The organism is Paenibacillus sp. PAMC 26794 (assembly GCF_000316035.1).
GTDB lineage: Bacteria > Bacillota > Bacilli > Paenibacillales > Paenibacillaceae > Paenibacillus.
Map to the genome: position 1 here is coordinate 1 of NZ_ANHX01000046.1, position 16,417 is coordinate 16,417.

The following is a 16,417-nucleotide window of genomic DNA, read 5'->3' on the forward strand; positions in this document are numbered from 1 at the left end:
AGCTCCGGTGCCCCCCGTTACTCCCGTAATGCCCGTCGCTCCTGTCACTCCGGTGGCCCCGGTGCCTCCGTTGCTCCCGTAATGCCCGTCGCTCCCGTCACTCCAGTAGCTCCGGTGCCTCCCGTTACTCCTGTGACGCCCGTGCCTCCTGTTACTCCAGTAGCTCCGGTGCCTCCCGTTACTCCCGTAACGCCCGTGGCTCCTGTCACTCCAGAAGCTCCCGTGCCTCCTGTCGCACCCGTAAACCCTGTGACGCCCGTGGCTCCTGTGGCTCCAGTTACACCCGTTGTGCTCAGCGTTTCTCCCAACAACTCCTGGGATACCAATCGGTGAGCCGCGACTAATCCACCTACGGCACTTTTGCCCCATACGGATATTTGTGCTTCTGGAGCAGCCGTGTCTGAGGTTGAAAATACAAACTCAAAAGCATCAAAATTCCCATCATAAACTTTGGTTATGACCTGATTAGGTGATACATTGAGCAGTTCTTCCACATATAATGTCCTGACCCCATTAAGGTAATAGCCCAAAAGGAGCACTGTGAACATATCTGTCGCATTCCGGTTATCGATTTTGACCGTAACGGATTGAGTTGGTCGGATCCCCATTATCCCTGAAATATTATTCTCAATGGGCCCAGTTGATAGAATGGCCATTTCATCACCCTCCTTTGTTTCTTCTTCATGCGGATGGCCTTCATATAGCATTATTCAGAAGTTTCTTAATGGTGTGGACAATTCATGTACTATATGAATAATCACTTCAACTGCCGTGTAGCAGATTGAGAAATAACAGTTTTAACCAAGTAACTCGAATGTCAATTTTAATAACTCAACCCTCACCTAAATCACTGAATGGACCGTATAAATTGGCATTGATTCCTTAAAATAATATTAAAAGGAAATATCATAAATGAAAATTCAACATGCTATCTCTTCTATGCCGATAACATGTATGCTTCATGTCAAAAAATATATACACACCTCATTTGGAAAGTTATAATATGGGTATCCAACATTCTCCAGTCATTTCATATGCAGATCACTTGTAAGTAACTCGTGTAAAAAAAGTAGTTTCCAAAAGTTATGTTCTAACTGAGGTGATATCGATGAAACATTTACTTCCAGAATTAATGTCTTTATTGCGTACGGATATGGATGTTCTGGATACAGACCTCTCCACACTTACCATTCCGTCATCAACATCGTTGGTAGATGCCTTCTCCTTATTCGACACATCTTCTTATCTATTCATTCAGGATGATGGCCCCCTATTGGGTTATATCGCCGTATCCGATGTTTTGCATGCCATGATGCATGCGCATCGCCTAATAGAAGCTTATTTTGAGACCACACTGGAGACAGCGGGTTCAGCTCTGACCTTAATTAATGAAGATGCCAAGGTGGCCTACTGGACAACTGGCGCGGAGCATGTTTTTTCGATCAGCAAAAAAGACATCATTGGACAACCCGCAGCGGACTTTTTTCCTCCAGATCGGCTACAGTCTCTCAAGACGTTGTATACTGGCGAAACGGTCTATCGCAAACAGCATCAGCCACGGCCCGACCTGTTCGCCCTGATTAATGCTCGTCCTGTCCAACTGGATGGACATATTGTGGGTGCAGTTGCTGCCGAAGTGGATATAACAACTGAAATCCGATTACATCAGGAACTATTACATATGACCTCCAAAGTCCAGCACCTGGAGAAAGCCGTTGCTCGGCTACGTCCCGAATTAGATCCATTCGCAAGAATCAAGGGCAGCAGCCCGGTCATCAAGCAGTGCATGGAGACCATTCGCAAGATCAGTACCACCTCAGCAACCGTACTTATCCTCGGAGAGAGCGGCACAGGCAAGGAGTTATTCGCCAAAGCCATTCATGATCTTCGTGAAATGCAGACTGCACCATTTATCGCTATTAACTGCGGGGCAATCCCCGCTTCCTTGTTTGAAAGTGAATTATTCGGCTATGAGAAAGGCGCATTTTCCGGAGCGGATCCCAAAGGCAAAAAGGGCAAGATCGAGCTTGCCGAAGGCGGTACTCTTTTTCTGGATGAGATCGGTGAGATGCCATTGGAATTGCAAGTGAAGCTGCTTCGGGTGTTGCAGGAGAAGAGTTACTTTCCTGTGGGGGGAACGCGTATGAAACAGGCCAACTGCCGGATTATCGCAGCAACCAACCAGAATCTAATGAGTATGATTGCCCGTAATCAATTCCGGGAAGATCTGTATTATCGACTTAACGTCATTAATCTCGTCATCCCTCCTCTGCGCATGCGCAAGGAAGATATATATGAATTAACCCAGACGTTCCTTCAAGAATTCTCATTGCTCTATAACCGTCATATTGAGTTGGTTCCACCTGAAGTGTTCAAATTGCTGTTCCAATATGATTGGCCAGGCAATGTACGTGAATTACGAAATGTGATCGAACGCCTGACCATTCTGACGACAGATGGTGAGGTGAAGCAGGAATACCTGCCTGATACCCTCACTTCCCTCACCATGCAAGAACAGTCCGAAGTTCAACTGACATCGGGAATTCATCCACATGCCAACAGCGAAAATCAGCAACGTCCAGATTCGGCAGGAGCAGAACAAGAACCTCGAACGGTTGCAAACATGGATGAATCAGATCCTTCGGATACTTCCGAACTTGTCTCCAATGTTACCTACCAGCAAAAATTGGACACCTATGAGGCGCAACTTCTAATTCAATATCTGGAAGCAGCAGGTGGTAACAAACGAACACTCGCCAAGCAACTAGGCATCTCCAGGGCAACGCTCTATAATCGCATGAAGAGGCTTGGTCTATGACCAGCCTCTTCTTGTCGTTATTATCGGTATGATGAATGAATAGGACCCTACAAAATCCGCGCCAAGCGAGTCAGCGCTGTTCTGAGATGGCGATAAAATGTCGCTCGACTCATGGAACACGTCTGGGCTGCGGCAGTTGGATTGCCAGCATGCGTCCAGTAGGCCGCGTATAACAGCATCTGATCCTGTGGAGATAGGCCATGTACTCTGCCTTCCAACAGATCCATGACATACAGCTGTAACTGGATTCCATCCTTTACTCCTCTAACCCTGCCAGCATATTCATGCAATTCTCCTGGGGAACGAAGGTGCCCCAGCATCTTGCGAACCTCCTGTTCCGACCAGGATGTCCGCTCCCGCACCGTTGTTCCTGGCTGTATCCGATCATCTTGCCATTCAGGATCAAGCAGGGACATAACCCACGCTCCGAATTGCCCACTACGCAAATCCAAATCAAGCACATCTGCCGGGTCCTCATATCTGTCACAAGCACGGGTTCGGGTTCTCCGCATCTGAAAGCCAATACTCAGCAGGAACAACTTCAGATGCGGATTCGTTGCAATCAATATCACTCTCGCACCATCACCCAACAGAGACAGTCGGTCCAGTGCCATATACCCCACCAGTTCTTCTCGTGTGTAACCAGGCACGTCATCTCTTGCCGCAGCCAGCAAAGCAAAGTGAGTATCACTTTGATCCGGATCATTGCTAAGCTCCTGTGGTGTGAAGCATTCATTCATCTCATTTGGAAAATACTTCAGTAGCAGCCCGCTACTTTCCCTATGTACTAGCACTGTAATGAACATGGCGATCGGCTCTCCAAGCTGGTCACGCATCAATACGATCCCTTCGGGATAACGGTACGCCAGCTCATCCAGGAACGGGCCATAGAACACGGCCTGATCTGATGCCACGCTGTACTCACACCATTGTTGTAACAGCCTGTGCAGCGAAGGCAGATCCTCTTGTTTCATCGTTTCAAGAGGGGAGAACAAGGAATCACGGGACACATCCGCGTACTTGCGGAATTGAAGCATGGACTCCTGACAGAGCAACAACATCTTCCGGGCAATCTGGCGGCGCTCATGCGAACCTGCCTGTTCATGTAGCGGTTTCAGCAACTTCGCGATTTGGATACGCATCGTCTGCAACCGATGCGGCTCACGTTGGCGCAAATCCCGTAGCAGATGCACCCTGCCCATGTCATGCAGGGCAAGACCATCCGGGCCGGAACGAATAAACGACATCTGTCTCAGCATGTGGTACTCTTCTTGGGTCACAGTCATATCCAGTACAGATGATAACAATTCCTGATTTGCTGTTCCAAGCAGGGTTAACACCTCCACCATGGGGTGCAGACGGGGAATCGTCAGTTCCAACAGCAATCGGGCACTGATCATATGCGACAGTTCAGCCCATTCGGCATGGGGAAGATTCCGTCTCTGATCCGCAGCTTCCACAGCAAGCGCCAAACCCAGCGGATGTCCATCGGTCATTCTCGTAATAGTACCTGCCATCCCCTGATTCAGAGACCCCGCAACCGAGATATACTCCGAAATCTCTTCGACGGTAAAATGTTGAAGCTGCATCTGTACAAACCGCTGATGCAATCGGGGATGTGTCCGCCAGGCGGATGCCAGTTCTGGGCGTGATGCCAGAATGACAAGTATCCCTCTTAACGGAAGTTTGGATATGAAGACCTCCATGAACCAACTTTCCAGCAGTGCGAGTTCTTCATAATTATCCACTGCCAGGACCAATCGCTTCTCGACCGAAGTGTCTTTCAGCAAGCTCAGTGGTCGCGGATATCCGTCATTATCCAGTGTTTCCAACCCCAACGTAGAGGACAAATAATCCATAAAAACGGAAGGCGTTGCGCCGCATGATCGGCCATCCACCCATATTGCCGTCGCACCTTGATCACGAGATAAGGATAACATCTCTGAAAGCAAGGAAGATTTACCGATGCCTCCCATACCCGTAATTGAAAATATGGTCAGTGGCGCTTCCGGATGATTGAACCACCGCTCCAGAGTCATCAGTTCCTTGGCTCGACCAACAAAACGTTTCCCATCCCCAACATAGTTATCGTATTGAGCCTCACTACTGTTTCCCATATATGTCCTCCATACTAGATACTGGTACTTTTAATATACTATATTTTCTCACAAAATTGAGACTATATTGAGACGCGCAGTTGCATGTGAAGTGATAGAATCTTGTTAAAAGCCAATTTATAGTAAATATTCAAAACAGCGGACATGGAAACGTTTTTACAAGGTATACATAGACCCCTCCGCGCTACTTCTTAACATAATGGATCATTCCGCCGATCAAGCACAGCCAACATGTACATGAGCATTTACCGATCTCGAATTCATGCTTCCCTTTCAAACCCTACTACCAGCCCGATATTCCAGGAAAGGCGGATTTGTGTGAGAATAAACCTCGATATCTGTAATCTTAGCGGACAACTCGGAATCAATCCCGAACGACTTAATGAATGGCTGCATCAAAGCGGTATTTCAATGGCAACCCCTGAGGCAGAACGAGAAGGACGTGCCGATCGGTCGTCCCCCCCGTATCGGCTGGCTGCTCCTTCTTCATTATCACTGGCACCTTTCTCCGGTCAAACGAAGCTTTATCGGGGCCGACGCTCCACTTCCACTCTGCAACGCCTGCCTGCTTCATTACGACATACCCGGCGGATTAGTAAAAACTGCTAGACTGTGCTCAAGGTAGTGTAAGATCGATGCACAGTCTGTGTTGCATCCCTTTCACCTCATCAAGAGGATTGCCACTGTCCATTCTCAATCATCGCGTGCGCGAGCAGCGCCATCTCCAGACAGATTCTTCTCCCTTGATCCATGTAACCTGGACCCATCAGTTCTTCCAGCTTCTCCAGTCTGTTGTACAACGTCTGCCGATGAATAAATAACTGAGCGGCCGCATCCCGTTTGGAACCAAAGTTCTGCAGGTAAGCATCCAACGTCTCTACCAATCGCAGGTGATGCGTTTGGTCATGTTCAATCAACATACCCAGGTGATCCTGCACAAAGGGTTGCAGGAAGGATTGGGGTAACGCCTTTAACATTTGATATATACCCATACGTTCGTAAAAGTGAACATGTTCCATCGAATCTACCGATCTCGAAACTTCGATCACCTGATAGGCCTCCTGAAGGCTCTCCGGCAGACTGGTCAAACGGCTGCGTAACTTGCCAAATCCCACATGAATCATAACCTGTTTCAAATTACGACTGGCAAACCGCTTCACATCCAGGGCGATTCCTTCCAGCAATCGTAGCAACTGATGACGCGCGGCAACCGTGACCGCTTCCTTCGCACAACACAGATACACCTGATTGTTCTTCAGCATGATCAGGCTGGGCAGATTGTTCTTCTTAAGCAGGGAACGAAGCAGGACAAGAATATCCTGATGATTCGCTTCCATTCGCTCCCGGCCCGTAACCTTCAATCGATGCTCAATCTCTATGACCCCTCCTGCAAACCAGTACTGTCCCTTCACCAGCAAACGAAGTCCCATTCGGGTCTGGGCCTGTTCCTCCTGATGGATGTTGCCATTCATCAGATCCTGGATCAGCTCGTTCTGATTGCGAACCATCTTCTCTTCAAGAAACTGGGAACGAAGCGTGAGCGCTGCGGCCGCCTTAGCCGTATAGTCGAGTAACAGCTTGAGATACTCCACTGGAGCGGACGGATGCACGATCATTCCCACAGCAGAGAACACTTGACCAAAACAGACGACCGGATGACAAAGCAGAGCCTTCTCTTCGTCCATGTGGAACCATAATTCAGTATCCGAATCGTTCAGATCCAGGTGCTCTACCTCCTGCTCATACCAGGTATAGATTGCTTGCTCCATCTCCGGAGCCAGTTCGGGCACAAAGCTGCCCGGCTCCATGGACGAGATGTACACCACCGGTTTCGCAGCGTATTCATGCAACAGGTTCAGCACAGCAGACATGTCCGTACTCTGTAATGTGCGCTGCTGAAGCTGGCGGGAGTAGGCTTCCAGACTTTTCAGCAGTTGGTGCTGATGATTAATGAGCAGAGAGTGAATATCCTGCGTAATCTCGACAAAACGAACCGGTTGTTCAAATACGATCAGCGGAAACTGGTGTCTGTCCGCCAGTTCAATCAGTTCTTCCGGAATTCCGTATATGCTGGTACCAAACTCCACACACAGCCCCGCTGCCTCACTGCCAATTAGCTGAAGCAGATACTCTTCGCGCCCTTCTTCCGTTTGAAGCCACAGTCCAGTGGATAAAATAAGATCATGGGGGCTTACGAAGGGAGATACATTCGTAATCTCCAATACATGAACCCAGCCAACCTGACGGTTCACTCCATCCTTCCCTGCCGCTAGTCGTGCTCGGCCAAATACCGGACGTGCAAGGATATCTTTGATCGTAAACACACGGTCATTTTGCAATGGCGATCCCTCTTCGTGTTATTTTTTCTTACATTATAATCCATGGTTAAATGTCCTGAACAGTCTTTTTCGACAATATGTTGAGTTCAATTCCTAAATATTAGACATCAAGTAAGGTGCAAAACGATTATGCAAGTCATAAACTTGTAGTATAAGCTAACAACCAATAAATGGACGAGGTGCATGGTGATGAGAATCGGAATTCCCAAAGAAATCAAGAATAATGAGAATCGTGTAGCAATGACTCCGGCCGGGGCTGCTTATTTCATCAGAGCCGGTCACCAGGTACTGATTGAACAAGGCGCGGGGACCGGCAGTGGATTCACGGATCATGAATATCAAGCTGCGGGCGCCGAGATTCGGATTGATGCCAAGTCAGTGTGGACCGAGGCCGATATGATCATCAAGGTGAAAGAACCACTTGCCAGTGAATATGGATATTTTCGTCCGGGACTGATTCTGTTCACCTACCTGCACCTCGCAGCGGAACCGGAGCTTGCCAAAGCCCTTATAAAAAGTCGGGTAACGGCTATTGCGTATGAGACGTTGGAGGTCAACAGTGCTCTCCCCCTGCTTACACCCATGAGTGAAGTCGCAGGCCGCATGGCCTCCCAGATCGGAGCACAGTTACTGGAGAAAACGGAAGGTGGCAAGGGCATTCTGTTGTCTGGTGTACCAGGCGTCAGTCGGGGGAAAGTGGTCATTATTGGTGGCGGAACGGTGGGAACAAATGCAGCCAAAATTGCCATTGGTCTTGGCGCCGATGTGACCATCCTTGATCTGAATCTGAATCGTCTGCGCCAGTTGGATGATATCTTTGGCAATCAGATCCACACGCTAGTATCCAGTCCGTCCAACATTGCAACAGCTGTTGCGGCGGCAGATCTGTTGATCTGTGCGGTGCTGATTCCGGGCGCCAAGGCGCCAACGCTTGTCAGCGAGCAGGTGGTGAAGACGATGGCACCGGGTTCGGTCATTGTGGATGTGGCGATTGATCAAGGTGGGATCGTTGAGACCATTGATCATATCACGACCCACGATGAACCGACCTATGTGAAACATGGCGTCGTGCACTACGCGGTGGCGAACATGCCGGGCGCCGTGCCGCGTACGTCCACGGTGGCGCTGACCAACGCCACCATGCCTTACGCGCTGCAGCTGGCCAACCACGGTGCAGCCGCCGCGATTCGCGGCAGTTCGTCCATTCGCAGCGCGGTCAACGTGCTGAATGGACACATCACGTATGAGGCGGTTGCCCGGGATCTCGGGCATGCCTATGTTCCTGCGGGTCAGGCGCTGGAGAATACCGCCGCTGTCCAGTAATCTTGATATGATCGTTCCACCCGGCGCCTTGTCGCCAGGCCTGTGGAACGCAATAAAAGCGCAAGTCGGGCAAATGATGTTCCCGGCTTGCGCTTCTTGATTTTTTTCACATAAGAAATAGCTTGTTGGTTGGTATAAGGCCTTTTGGCTCCACCAGTTTTGGGGCTTCAGACTGCTCGCTCACTGCATACTTCGCGGAAGTTGCAATCCCGGCAGGACCGGTGGGAAGGCATCGCTGTGAAGTAGGTGACGTCCTTGGGACGGTTGTAATACTCATCCTCCACGCAGGATCGCATCTCCTCAATGTAACGACCCACGTTCTCCTCCACCTTCCGGATATCCTCTTCTGTGGCTGTAAACTCTCGGTGTTTTCCTGTTAACAGATACTCCACTCGCAGCTCAATCTGCTCCAAGGGAACCCGGTAGTGCTCTCTCACATAGGATGCGTACAGCATTAGCTGATCCGAGAAGTCATCTTCCTTGCCCGTCTTCCAGTCCACAATGACAATATTGCCGTTACTGCGCCGATACAATAAGTCCATCTTCACATACACACGCGTATCGTGCAGCATCATGGTATCCCATTTCTCAATCTCCAGAATGTCCGTACTTGCCCGGGACAAGTCCTCCCACGTAAGCGTCTGGTACAGGTTACCGACACAGGCCGAAGCCCGTTCCTTAATCGTGGCAATCCGGTTATTCAACGTGTCAGCCCCGTAATAAATCTCAGACAGCATCGTGCGATTCTTGGGGTTCAGCCGCCACTGATCCGCGTCCATGGATTCCACATACGCCTGATTCAGCAGCTTGCGTATCGTCTGTTCCAGGAAGTGTTCACGCGGTTTATCTTTGCCCTCTTCCCTGCTGCGTACCGCCGACTCACACATCCGATGCGCGAGGTCTCCGAAGACAAGATACAGATTGCTGAGCTGCTTCAGACGGTACAGACGAACTTGCATCTCATCAGCAGAGTCTGTCTTCCAGCCGTTATGGGCACCGTAATAATGATAATAATATTTGCGCAGGCACTCATCGAACATACTCGCCCGCGACTGCGAATAAGACCACTGCGGGTATTGTGCCATAAGTAATCTGCCTTTCTGTATGCCGGATCTACATGAGATCCCTTAATGCTCACAGTATAAAGCCCGGGCAACATTGCCGCAAGCGCGCTTCCGTTATTTTCTTCTGACGCAACCGTTTCCGATTCGATCCGTATCGTTTATATAGTAACATCACCAAAAGATGAAATTGCGGAGCAGAACGCATAATATACTCTATAGAGGGCAGCGAATCTGGGACCGGGATGCTAGTACGGGTCTAGCCCGGGGCCAGTGCGGGCCCGGCGCTAACGAATCTCACACACCTTATCACGTGGATCACGTGGTTTTAAGGAATCTAACGAACCCCAGACACGCTAATTAGTCTTATTTCGATTGTAGAACGTGTTTACTGCAAGCAAATGAGCCAATAGCGTGACTCTGATTCGTTACATTTTCATATCTGCCGATTTACGTGAAATAAGACTTACTCGGTTCGTTAGAAAATGATTATATGAAAAAAATCGTACAGGCATATCCTAAAAGGGGGCACCACCCATGAATCGACCGGATTGGTTCCAGGCGGAAGAAGCATTACAACAGATCCAAGTCATCGGAAGCGACCGGAATGAGCTCGTGAACATCATCGGCGATGTAGAAGGATTGAATTGCATTGGCACAGGTACGGACGCGGCTGTATTTACGTATGACGGCTTGCCGCAGTATGCCTTCAAGATGTACTCGGATCATGCCTTGGACAAACTCGAAAATGAAAAACAGGTATACGAGCAGCTCAAAGGTCTGCCATACTTCCCTACCTATTACGGCAGCGGCCGGAATGTACTCGTGATCAGTTTTGAACCCGGGGATACGCTGCTGGAATGTTTGGAAAAGGGAATCCCCGTCCCCGAGCAGGTGATGCTCGATGTGGACGCAGCGCGAGAAGCCGTTCGCAACCGCGGGTTGAACCCTCGCGACATTCATCTGAAAAATGTAATACTTCAGGATGGACGCGGGAAAGTGATTGACGTATCCGAGTATATTCAGGACGGCAATGACAATCGCTGGGAGCATCTGGTCTGGGCTTATCACAACATCTATCCACGGATCAAAGGTACGCCCATCTCTCCACGCATGCTGCAAACGATCAAATGGGGATACAATCAGTTCGATCATGCCAACGTCAAAATGGACGACCTCGCCAAGAAAGCCAATCGTCTGTTCTCCAGGTTTATGAAATGAGTATCCAAATTCACTTCACTTTAACCTAAATTCAGATGTTGCAGCTTATCCGGATTACGCAAGATATAGATCCGCTCAACACAATCGTTTCTAAAAGCCAGGCTGACCACAGTCGGGAATGCCTCAGAGGGGCTGCTTAATACAAATCCTAGTTGTCCATTGACCTTGACGAGACGTACAATACCAGCGCTGTCCCCTTTGGATAAGAGCCCTTGAATGAACGCCAGCACCCGCTGGCTTGATGTAACGGGTTTAATTGCTGCCACAACTTTACCACCACCATCACTGTACAAGGCGACATCGTGGGAAAGCATTTTTAAGAGTCCTTCCATGTCTCCACTCGACGTGGCTTGGAGGAAACGAAGCGCAAGCTGCTCGGACTGAACGCTGGGAGTCAACTCGACTTCCGGCTCGTCCTGGATTTTACGTTTAAGACGACTGTATATTTTCCGGCAGCCGACCTCCGTCTTGTTCAAGAAGTCTGCTATATCGCCATAATCAAATTCAAAAGCTTCTCGCAGAATAAATACCGCGCGCTCAATTGGGGTTAGCCGATCAAGCATGACCAGGAAGGCGTACGAAATCGTATCTTCCAGTTCAATCGTTTGAAGTGGATCATGTTCCACGGCTGATACTGATTCTCGAGCAGCCTTATAATTTTGCACCAGAGGTTCCGGTAGCCATGTCCCGACGTATAGTTCCCTTTTTTTACGTGTTGATTTCAAGTAATCGAGACAACGGTTAGTTACCATTTTGCATAAGTATGCTTTCAGGTTCCGAACAGAGCTACTCTCTTTATGGATACCCTGCTGCTGTACTGTTACAAATGCGTCCTGAACCACATCCTCAGCATGAATGACAGATCCCAGCATACGATATGCGACAGAAAGAAGAAGGGGTCTATATGTCCTGTATACCAATTCAATCTCCATAATGTATTCCTTCCTTATCTTTTCCTCTGCCTTCTATTATCATTTGAGCAGCCCGTTTTGCGCTCGCGAGAGAAGCATTAATCAGCATCCCTTCATCCCCTACCCAATCGCCAGCAACATAGAGCCCCGGTCTTCCTGTGATCTCAGATCTAGGTCTACCCGAGAGACCTCCGTTCTCAGCTGTGACACTGCCATGTGAGACAAGCATTCGTGGAAGAAACCGCTGCTTAATGATATGCTGGCGCCACCCCGGCTGAATCAAATCGAGAAAGCCCTTTAGTTCGTCTTCATCCTGCCTTGGATCCGATTTTGATGATTCCGACAAATACTTCATCACATGCACAACTTCATGTACCGGGTTCTCTGATAAGGAGGCCGCGGCGGAATGGTTGGAGTAGTACCAAGGATGATTTACGCCTAAAACAAATTTTGTTTTCGGTTGAGGCATCCCAGACACAACGAGATCCAGACATGCGGCTCGAACAGGAGTTAACTTGTGATACAGTTTGGCTTCAATGGGTGAAAGAGCAGGATTAAGCAGAGCTAGAGTATCCAATGGGCCAGCCGTTGATAAGACGTGGCGAGTCGTCAACTGTGAACCATCTTTTAAGGAAACCATCATCTGAGGATAACTTCCGGCAATTTCTCGTACGACCGAGCTTGTGCGGATGGATACACCCGCCTGCTGAGCTTGTTCTGTGAGCCGACCAACGAGGAATTGCCAGCCTCCATCTATATACAATACTTGGTCCTGTTTGAGTTGTTCAATGACGGCGCCAGCACTTACCTGATCAGGAGCATCGCAATAGGTGCTCAAACGAACAAGCGCAAATACGACACTACGTACACGTGGACTGGATACCAGGGTTTCCAGGTAAGTCTGCAAACTAACGTTATGCAAAACGGATGTATCTACCTTTCGGAGAGAACTGTAGAACCGAAGAAGCTGGCACTTCTCTCTCCATTTCAAAAACGATCCGAGCAAGAGCTGTGCTAGGGAAATTGTCTTATTCCCGCCGTTTGTTCCTTCAAACACCAAGGTATCTGGCGGTTTCGGTACTGATCCGATAGGTGTGACGCCTACCTCATGGAGAATGGGTAACGCTGCTTTACTGAGAGCATGAGCCCCCAAGTTTACGCGTGCTCCCGCAATCTCATTTGAGATAGCGCGTCCTCCGATCTGTACCCCTTTGTCGAGCAACAGTACAGTCTTTCCTGCACGAGCCAGATAAATCGAGGCGGTTAAACCGGCAATGCCTGCTCCAATGATGATAACATCCCATACTGGCTCATTATGATGCTCTGTCATGTACATCAATCCCCTCCGCTTAATGCATACATGACGATGAGCAGCGGACTTTTGTGACTCAGACTTGTTTCTTCATTCGCCCCCCGGAAGGAGTTACTCCCTTGTACTGTTTGTATAACTTCGTAAAATAGTTGGCATTGTCGCAGCCTACTCTGGCGGCAATCTCCGTAATGGTCAGACTGCTGCCTTGCAGCAGCTGCTCTGCCTCACTCATCCTGCACCCGTTCACGTATTCCACAAAGGTACGTCCGGTCAGCTTTTTGAACATTTTGCAAAAGTGATACGCATTCAGTCCCACATGACTTGCCGCTTCCGTAACAGACATCTTACCTGTGGGGTCGGCTTCAATCTGTGCGATCAACTGTTTAAAACGTTCGCGATTGGGAAAGTACGATCCGACCGATTTATCCGGTAACTGCTGCGGCATAAATGTACGAGCAAGCAGGGTGAACAAGGCATGCAGTTTGGACTTCACCACGAGCTGATAAGCTGGGGGCTGTAACGCCATTTCCTCTACAGCCTCATTCAGCAAAGAATAATAACCTGTGCAGGCTGCATTTTCCTCTGCCGGTTTGACCGGAAACCTCACCCTACCTTCCAAATACGGCGCGACATATTGCTCATGCACAGGATCATGGGTGAAATCATGAAACAGTGCACGGTTGACTACAACGGAATCATAATGCACACCCCCCTCATCCAGAGCATATCCGACATGCAATGTACCTCCAGGAATGATGATGACCTCACCTGCTCGAACCACATAAGGTTTGCTATCAATATGAAACAGCGCACTGCCCTTGCGCATGATAATCAGTTCGAAATGTTCATGCCAATGCAAATATAGAATACATTCTTCCGCTTTCATATCTGAACACCGATTTCGGAACAACTGAAATGGATGTGATTTATGATCAATTCGGGTGTTTTCGTGAAGCGCTTTCAGATCTAGCACGACTTCTTCCCCCTCTTCACAAGATCCGACTAATATTACACAAGATTGTGTAGAGCCATCCCGTTAATCCACGGCTATAATGAGTGTCACGAAGTACTATAAGCCAATATTGGAGTGAATTACAACCATGAATAAATCATTACGCATCGGTACCCTTGTAGGCGGGCAGGACGCCGTCCGCGTTATCCCGCAGATCATGCAACATGGCTTCGAATCATTTAACCTGACCTTCTGGCAAACGACTGGCGACCTGGACTTGGCAGAGACAGCCAAACGTGTCCGTGAAATCGTGGACGAACAAGGCATTGTCATCTCCGCGGTGAGTGTATTTGGTAACCCGCTCACAGGAGCCGGAGACAACGCCGATACATTGGCGAGCTGGGAGCGAGTGATCGATCACGCACAGCTCTTTGGTGCAGATATCGTCTCCGGGTTCACCGGACGTCTGACCGATCAACCCATTAACCAGTCCATCCCCCGGTTCAAGGAAGTATTTGGTGAACTGGCACGCCGGGCAGCAGACCGGGGTGTACGCATTGCTTTTGAAAACTGTGATATGGGCGGAACCTGGCAGACAGGCGACTGGAACATCGCACATAACCCAACGGCCTGGGAGATGATGTTTGATGCTGTTCCGGATGAAAATGTAGGCCTGGAATGGGAGCCTTGCCATCAAATGTCCAGCCTGATTGATCCTATTCCACAGCTACGCAAATGGGCTCATAAAGTCTTCCACGTACATGGCAAAGATGCCACGATTGCCTGGGATATTGTCAAGGAATACGGCGTGCATGGCCCACGTGAATTTGTCTGGCACCGCACACCCGGTTTCGGGGATAACAACTGGGCAGACATTATCACCATTCTGCGTCAGAACGGTTATCAGGGCACGATTGATATTGAAGGCTGGCATGATCCCGTCTACAAAGACGAACTCGAAATGACCGGACAGGTGCATGCATTGCGATATTTGAAACAATGCCGCGGCGGCGATTTTGTACCCAATCCGGTATAGGAAACCCTGCGAGCTGTATAACACAATCCATGCGAAGGAGATGAGAACATGACTCATCCTTATCGGGTAATTATTGCTGGCTGCGGTGCCATGGCAAACACGTGGGCGGACTATGCCTTACAAAGGCCAGATACAGAAATAGTGGGACTGGTCGATCTGTATGAACAGACAGCCATTACTTTTGCTACAAGACATGGCCTCATCTGCCCTACGTTCACCGATATCCGTGAAGCCATTCAAGCGACTGGTGCAAATATCGTATTCGATGTCACGATTCCGGCGAGTCATTACGGCATTGCCATGACGGCGCTGAAGGAAGGATGTCACGTATTTGGCGAAAAACCACTGGCAGAGTCCTTCTCAGACTGCACAGATATTGTGCAAACCGCTCGCAGCACAGGACACATTCAAGCCGTCATGCAGAACCGCCGGTTCGATCCGCGTATCCGCGCCTACCAGCACCTCATTTCCGGCGGAGCTATAGGGCAAGTAGGTTACGCAGGAGCCGACTTTTTCCTCGGGCCACACTTCGGCGGATTCCGGGATCTGATGGATAGCCCGCTGCTGCTCGATATGGCAATACATACGTTTGATCAGGCACGTTATATTCTCGGAGCCAACCCGGTATCGGTGTACTGCCATGAATTCAATCCTCCAGGTTCCTGGTATCAGGGCAATGCGATGGCGTTATGTATATTTGAGATGTCTGACGGGTCCGTGTTCAACTATCGCGGGTCTTGGTGCGCAGAGGGTGTACCTACATCATGGGAAGCAAGCTGGCGCGTAATCGGTGAAAAAGGAACCGCCATCTGGGATGGTCATGATGACATCTATGCTGAGGTGGTTACTGCACAAAGCCTGGATTCTGACGGCAAACCATCCTTTTTCCAGCCAAGTGAGCGGATTGAAGCGGAAATGCCTGTCATGGACAAAACAGGTCATCACGGCTGTCTCGAAGACATGTTCGCCGCACTGGAATCCGGACGACTACCTGAGACCGATTGCAGTGATAACCAGTTCAGCATGGCCATGGTCCTCGCTTCCCTGGAAAGCGCCCGCACAGGCCAGAAAGTGTTCATCGCCGATCTACTGAAAAACACATAGCGAAGCGCCTGTGTTTTTCAGTATAAACAAAGCCCAAACTGCAAAGTTCAGCAGTTTGGGCTTTCTTGTTTGTTACCTACTCTCCTATTCTAAAAATGATATCGTTCAAAAACAGTCGCGCTCGATAGTAAAAGTAGTGCAGGGAACGAAATCGATTCTGAAGAAGCAAAGCGTTCGCCTTTATCACCGGATTTCGACTTTACAAAAGTCGATCAGGAAATCC

The 16,417-nt window shown here is 49.3% G+C and carries 12 protein-coding genes and 1 pseudogene; 6 read left to right on the forward strand and 7 right to left on the reverse strand.

Annotation, left to right across the window (positions count from 1 at the left end; genetic code table 11):
* Positions 1–287 (reverse strand): annotated as a pseudogene (locus tag D829_RS33465) (hypothetical protein); the annotation flags it as partial.
* Positions 288–1,108: 821 nt separating this feature from the next.
* Here D829_RS33465 and D829_RS0117735 point away from each other — a divergent pair.
* Positions 1,109–2,818: a sigma-54-dependent Fis family transcriptional regulator gene (locus D829_RS0117735; protein ID WP_017690260.1), complete on the forward strand. Its 1,710-nt coding sequence runs from the start codon at positions 1,109–1,111 to the stop codon at positions 2,816–2,818.
* A 47-nt stretch (positions 2,819–2,865) separates the two neighbouring features.
* Here the strand turns inward: D829_RS0117735 and D829_RS0117740 are convergent, their stop codons facing one another.
* Positions 2,866–4,935: a hypothetical protein gene (locus D829_RS0117740; protein ID WP_017690261.1), complete on the reverse strand. Its 2,070-nt coding sequence runs from the start codon at positions 4,933–4,935 to the stop codon at positions 2,866–2,868.
* A gap of 318 nt (positions 4,936–5,253) precedes the next feature.
* Between D829_RS0117740 and D829_RS33470 the strand changes: the two genes are divergently transcribed.
* Positions 5,254–5,544 (forward strand): hypothetical protein, encoded by a 291-nt coding sequence (locus D829_RS33470; RefSeq protein WP_152417071.1) that lies wholly within the window; start codon positions 5,254–5,256, stop codon positions 5,542–5,544.
* Between the two features lie 59 nt (positions 5,545–5,603).
* On the opposite strand, the gene D829_RS0117750 is transcribed toward D829_RS33470, so the two are convergent.
* Entirely contained in the window at positions 5,604–7,274 is a 1,671-nt protein-coding gene (locus D829_RS0117750) for a PucR family transcriptional regulator (RefSeq protein ID WP_017690263.1), read from the reverse strand.
* A gap of 189 nt (positions 7,275–7,463) precedes the next feature.
* Between D829_RS0117750 and ald the strand changes: the two genes are divergently transcribed.
* Positions 7,464–8,597: an alanine dehydrogenase gene (gene ald, locus D829_RS0117755; protein ID WP_017690264.1), complete on the forward strand. Its 1,134-nt coding sequence runs from the start codon at positions 7,464–7,466 to the stop codon at positions 8,595–8,597.
* Between the two features lie 167 nt (positions 8,598–8,764).
* On the opposite strand, the gene D829_RS0117760 is transcribed toward ald, so the two are convergent.
* A complete protein-coding gene (locus D829_RS0117760) occupies positions 8,765–9,682 on the reverse strand; it encodes a PD-(D/E)XK nuclease family protein (RefSeq protein WP_017690265.1) in 918 nt (305 codons plus the stop codon).
* A gap of 513 nt (positions 9,683–10,195) precedes the next feature.
* Here D829_RS0117760 and D829_RS0117765 point away from each other — a divergent pair.
* A complete protein-coding gene (locus D829_RS0117765) occupies positions 10,196–10,879 on the forward strand; it encodes a hypothetical protein (protein WP_017690266.1) in 684 nt (227 codons plus the stop codon).
* Positions 10,880–10,899: 20 nt separating this feature from the next.
* Here the strand turns inward: D829_RS0117765 and sigJ are convergent, their stop codons facing one another.
* From sigJ to D829_RS0117780, 3 genes are read right to left on the reverse strand one after another with little or no spacing between them, the layout of a single operon-like run.
* Positions 10,900–11,811 carry an RNA polymerase sigma factor SigJ gene (gene sigJ, locus D829_RS0117770; protein WP_017690267.1) on the reverse strand — a complete coding sequence of 304 codons (912 nt, stop codon included), beginning with the start codon at positions 11,809–11,811 and terminating at the stop codon, positions 10,900–10,902.
* Positions 11,801–13,120, reverse strand: coding sequence for an FAD-dependent oxidoreductase (locus tag D829_RS0117775; RefSeq protein WP_026081253.1), 1,320 nt, complete (start codon positions 13,118–13,120; stop codon positions 11,801–11,803). The genes sigJ and D829_RS0117775 overlap by 11 nt, the downstream gene beginning before the upstream one ends.
* Before the next feature lie 58 nt (positions 13,121–13,178).
* Complete coding sequence (locus D829_RS0117780) at positions 13,179–14,075, reverse strand: AraC family transcriptional regulator (RefSeq protein ID WP_017690269.1); 897 nt, start codon at positions 14,073–14,075, stop codon at positions 13,179–13,181.
* A 127-nt stretch (positions 14,076–14,202) separates the two neighbouring features.
* Here D829_RS0117780 and D829_RS0117785 point away from each other — a divergent pair, with 127 nt between their 5' ends.
* Together D829_RS0117785 and D829_RS0117790 are read left to right on the forward strand one after the other, a co-directional pair.
* Positions 14,203–15,090, forward strand: coding sequence for a sugar phosphate isomerase/epimerase (locus D829_RS0117785; RefSeq protein ID WP_017690270.1), 888 nt, complete (start codon positions 14,203–14,205; stop codon positions 15,088–15,090).
* Between the two features lie 48 nt (positions 15,091–15,138).
* Complete coding sequence (locus D829_RS0117790; protein ID WP_017690271.1) at positions 15,139–16,194, forward strand: Gfo/Idh/MocA family oxidoreductase; 1,056 nt, start codon at positions 15,139–15,141, stop codon at positions 16,192–16,194.
* The last annotated feature ends 223 nt before the right edge of the window (positions 16,195–16,417 follow it).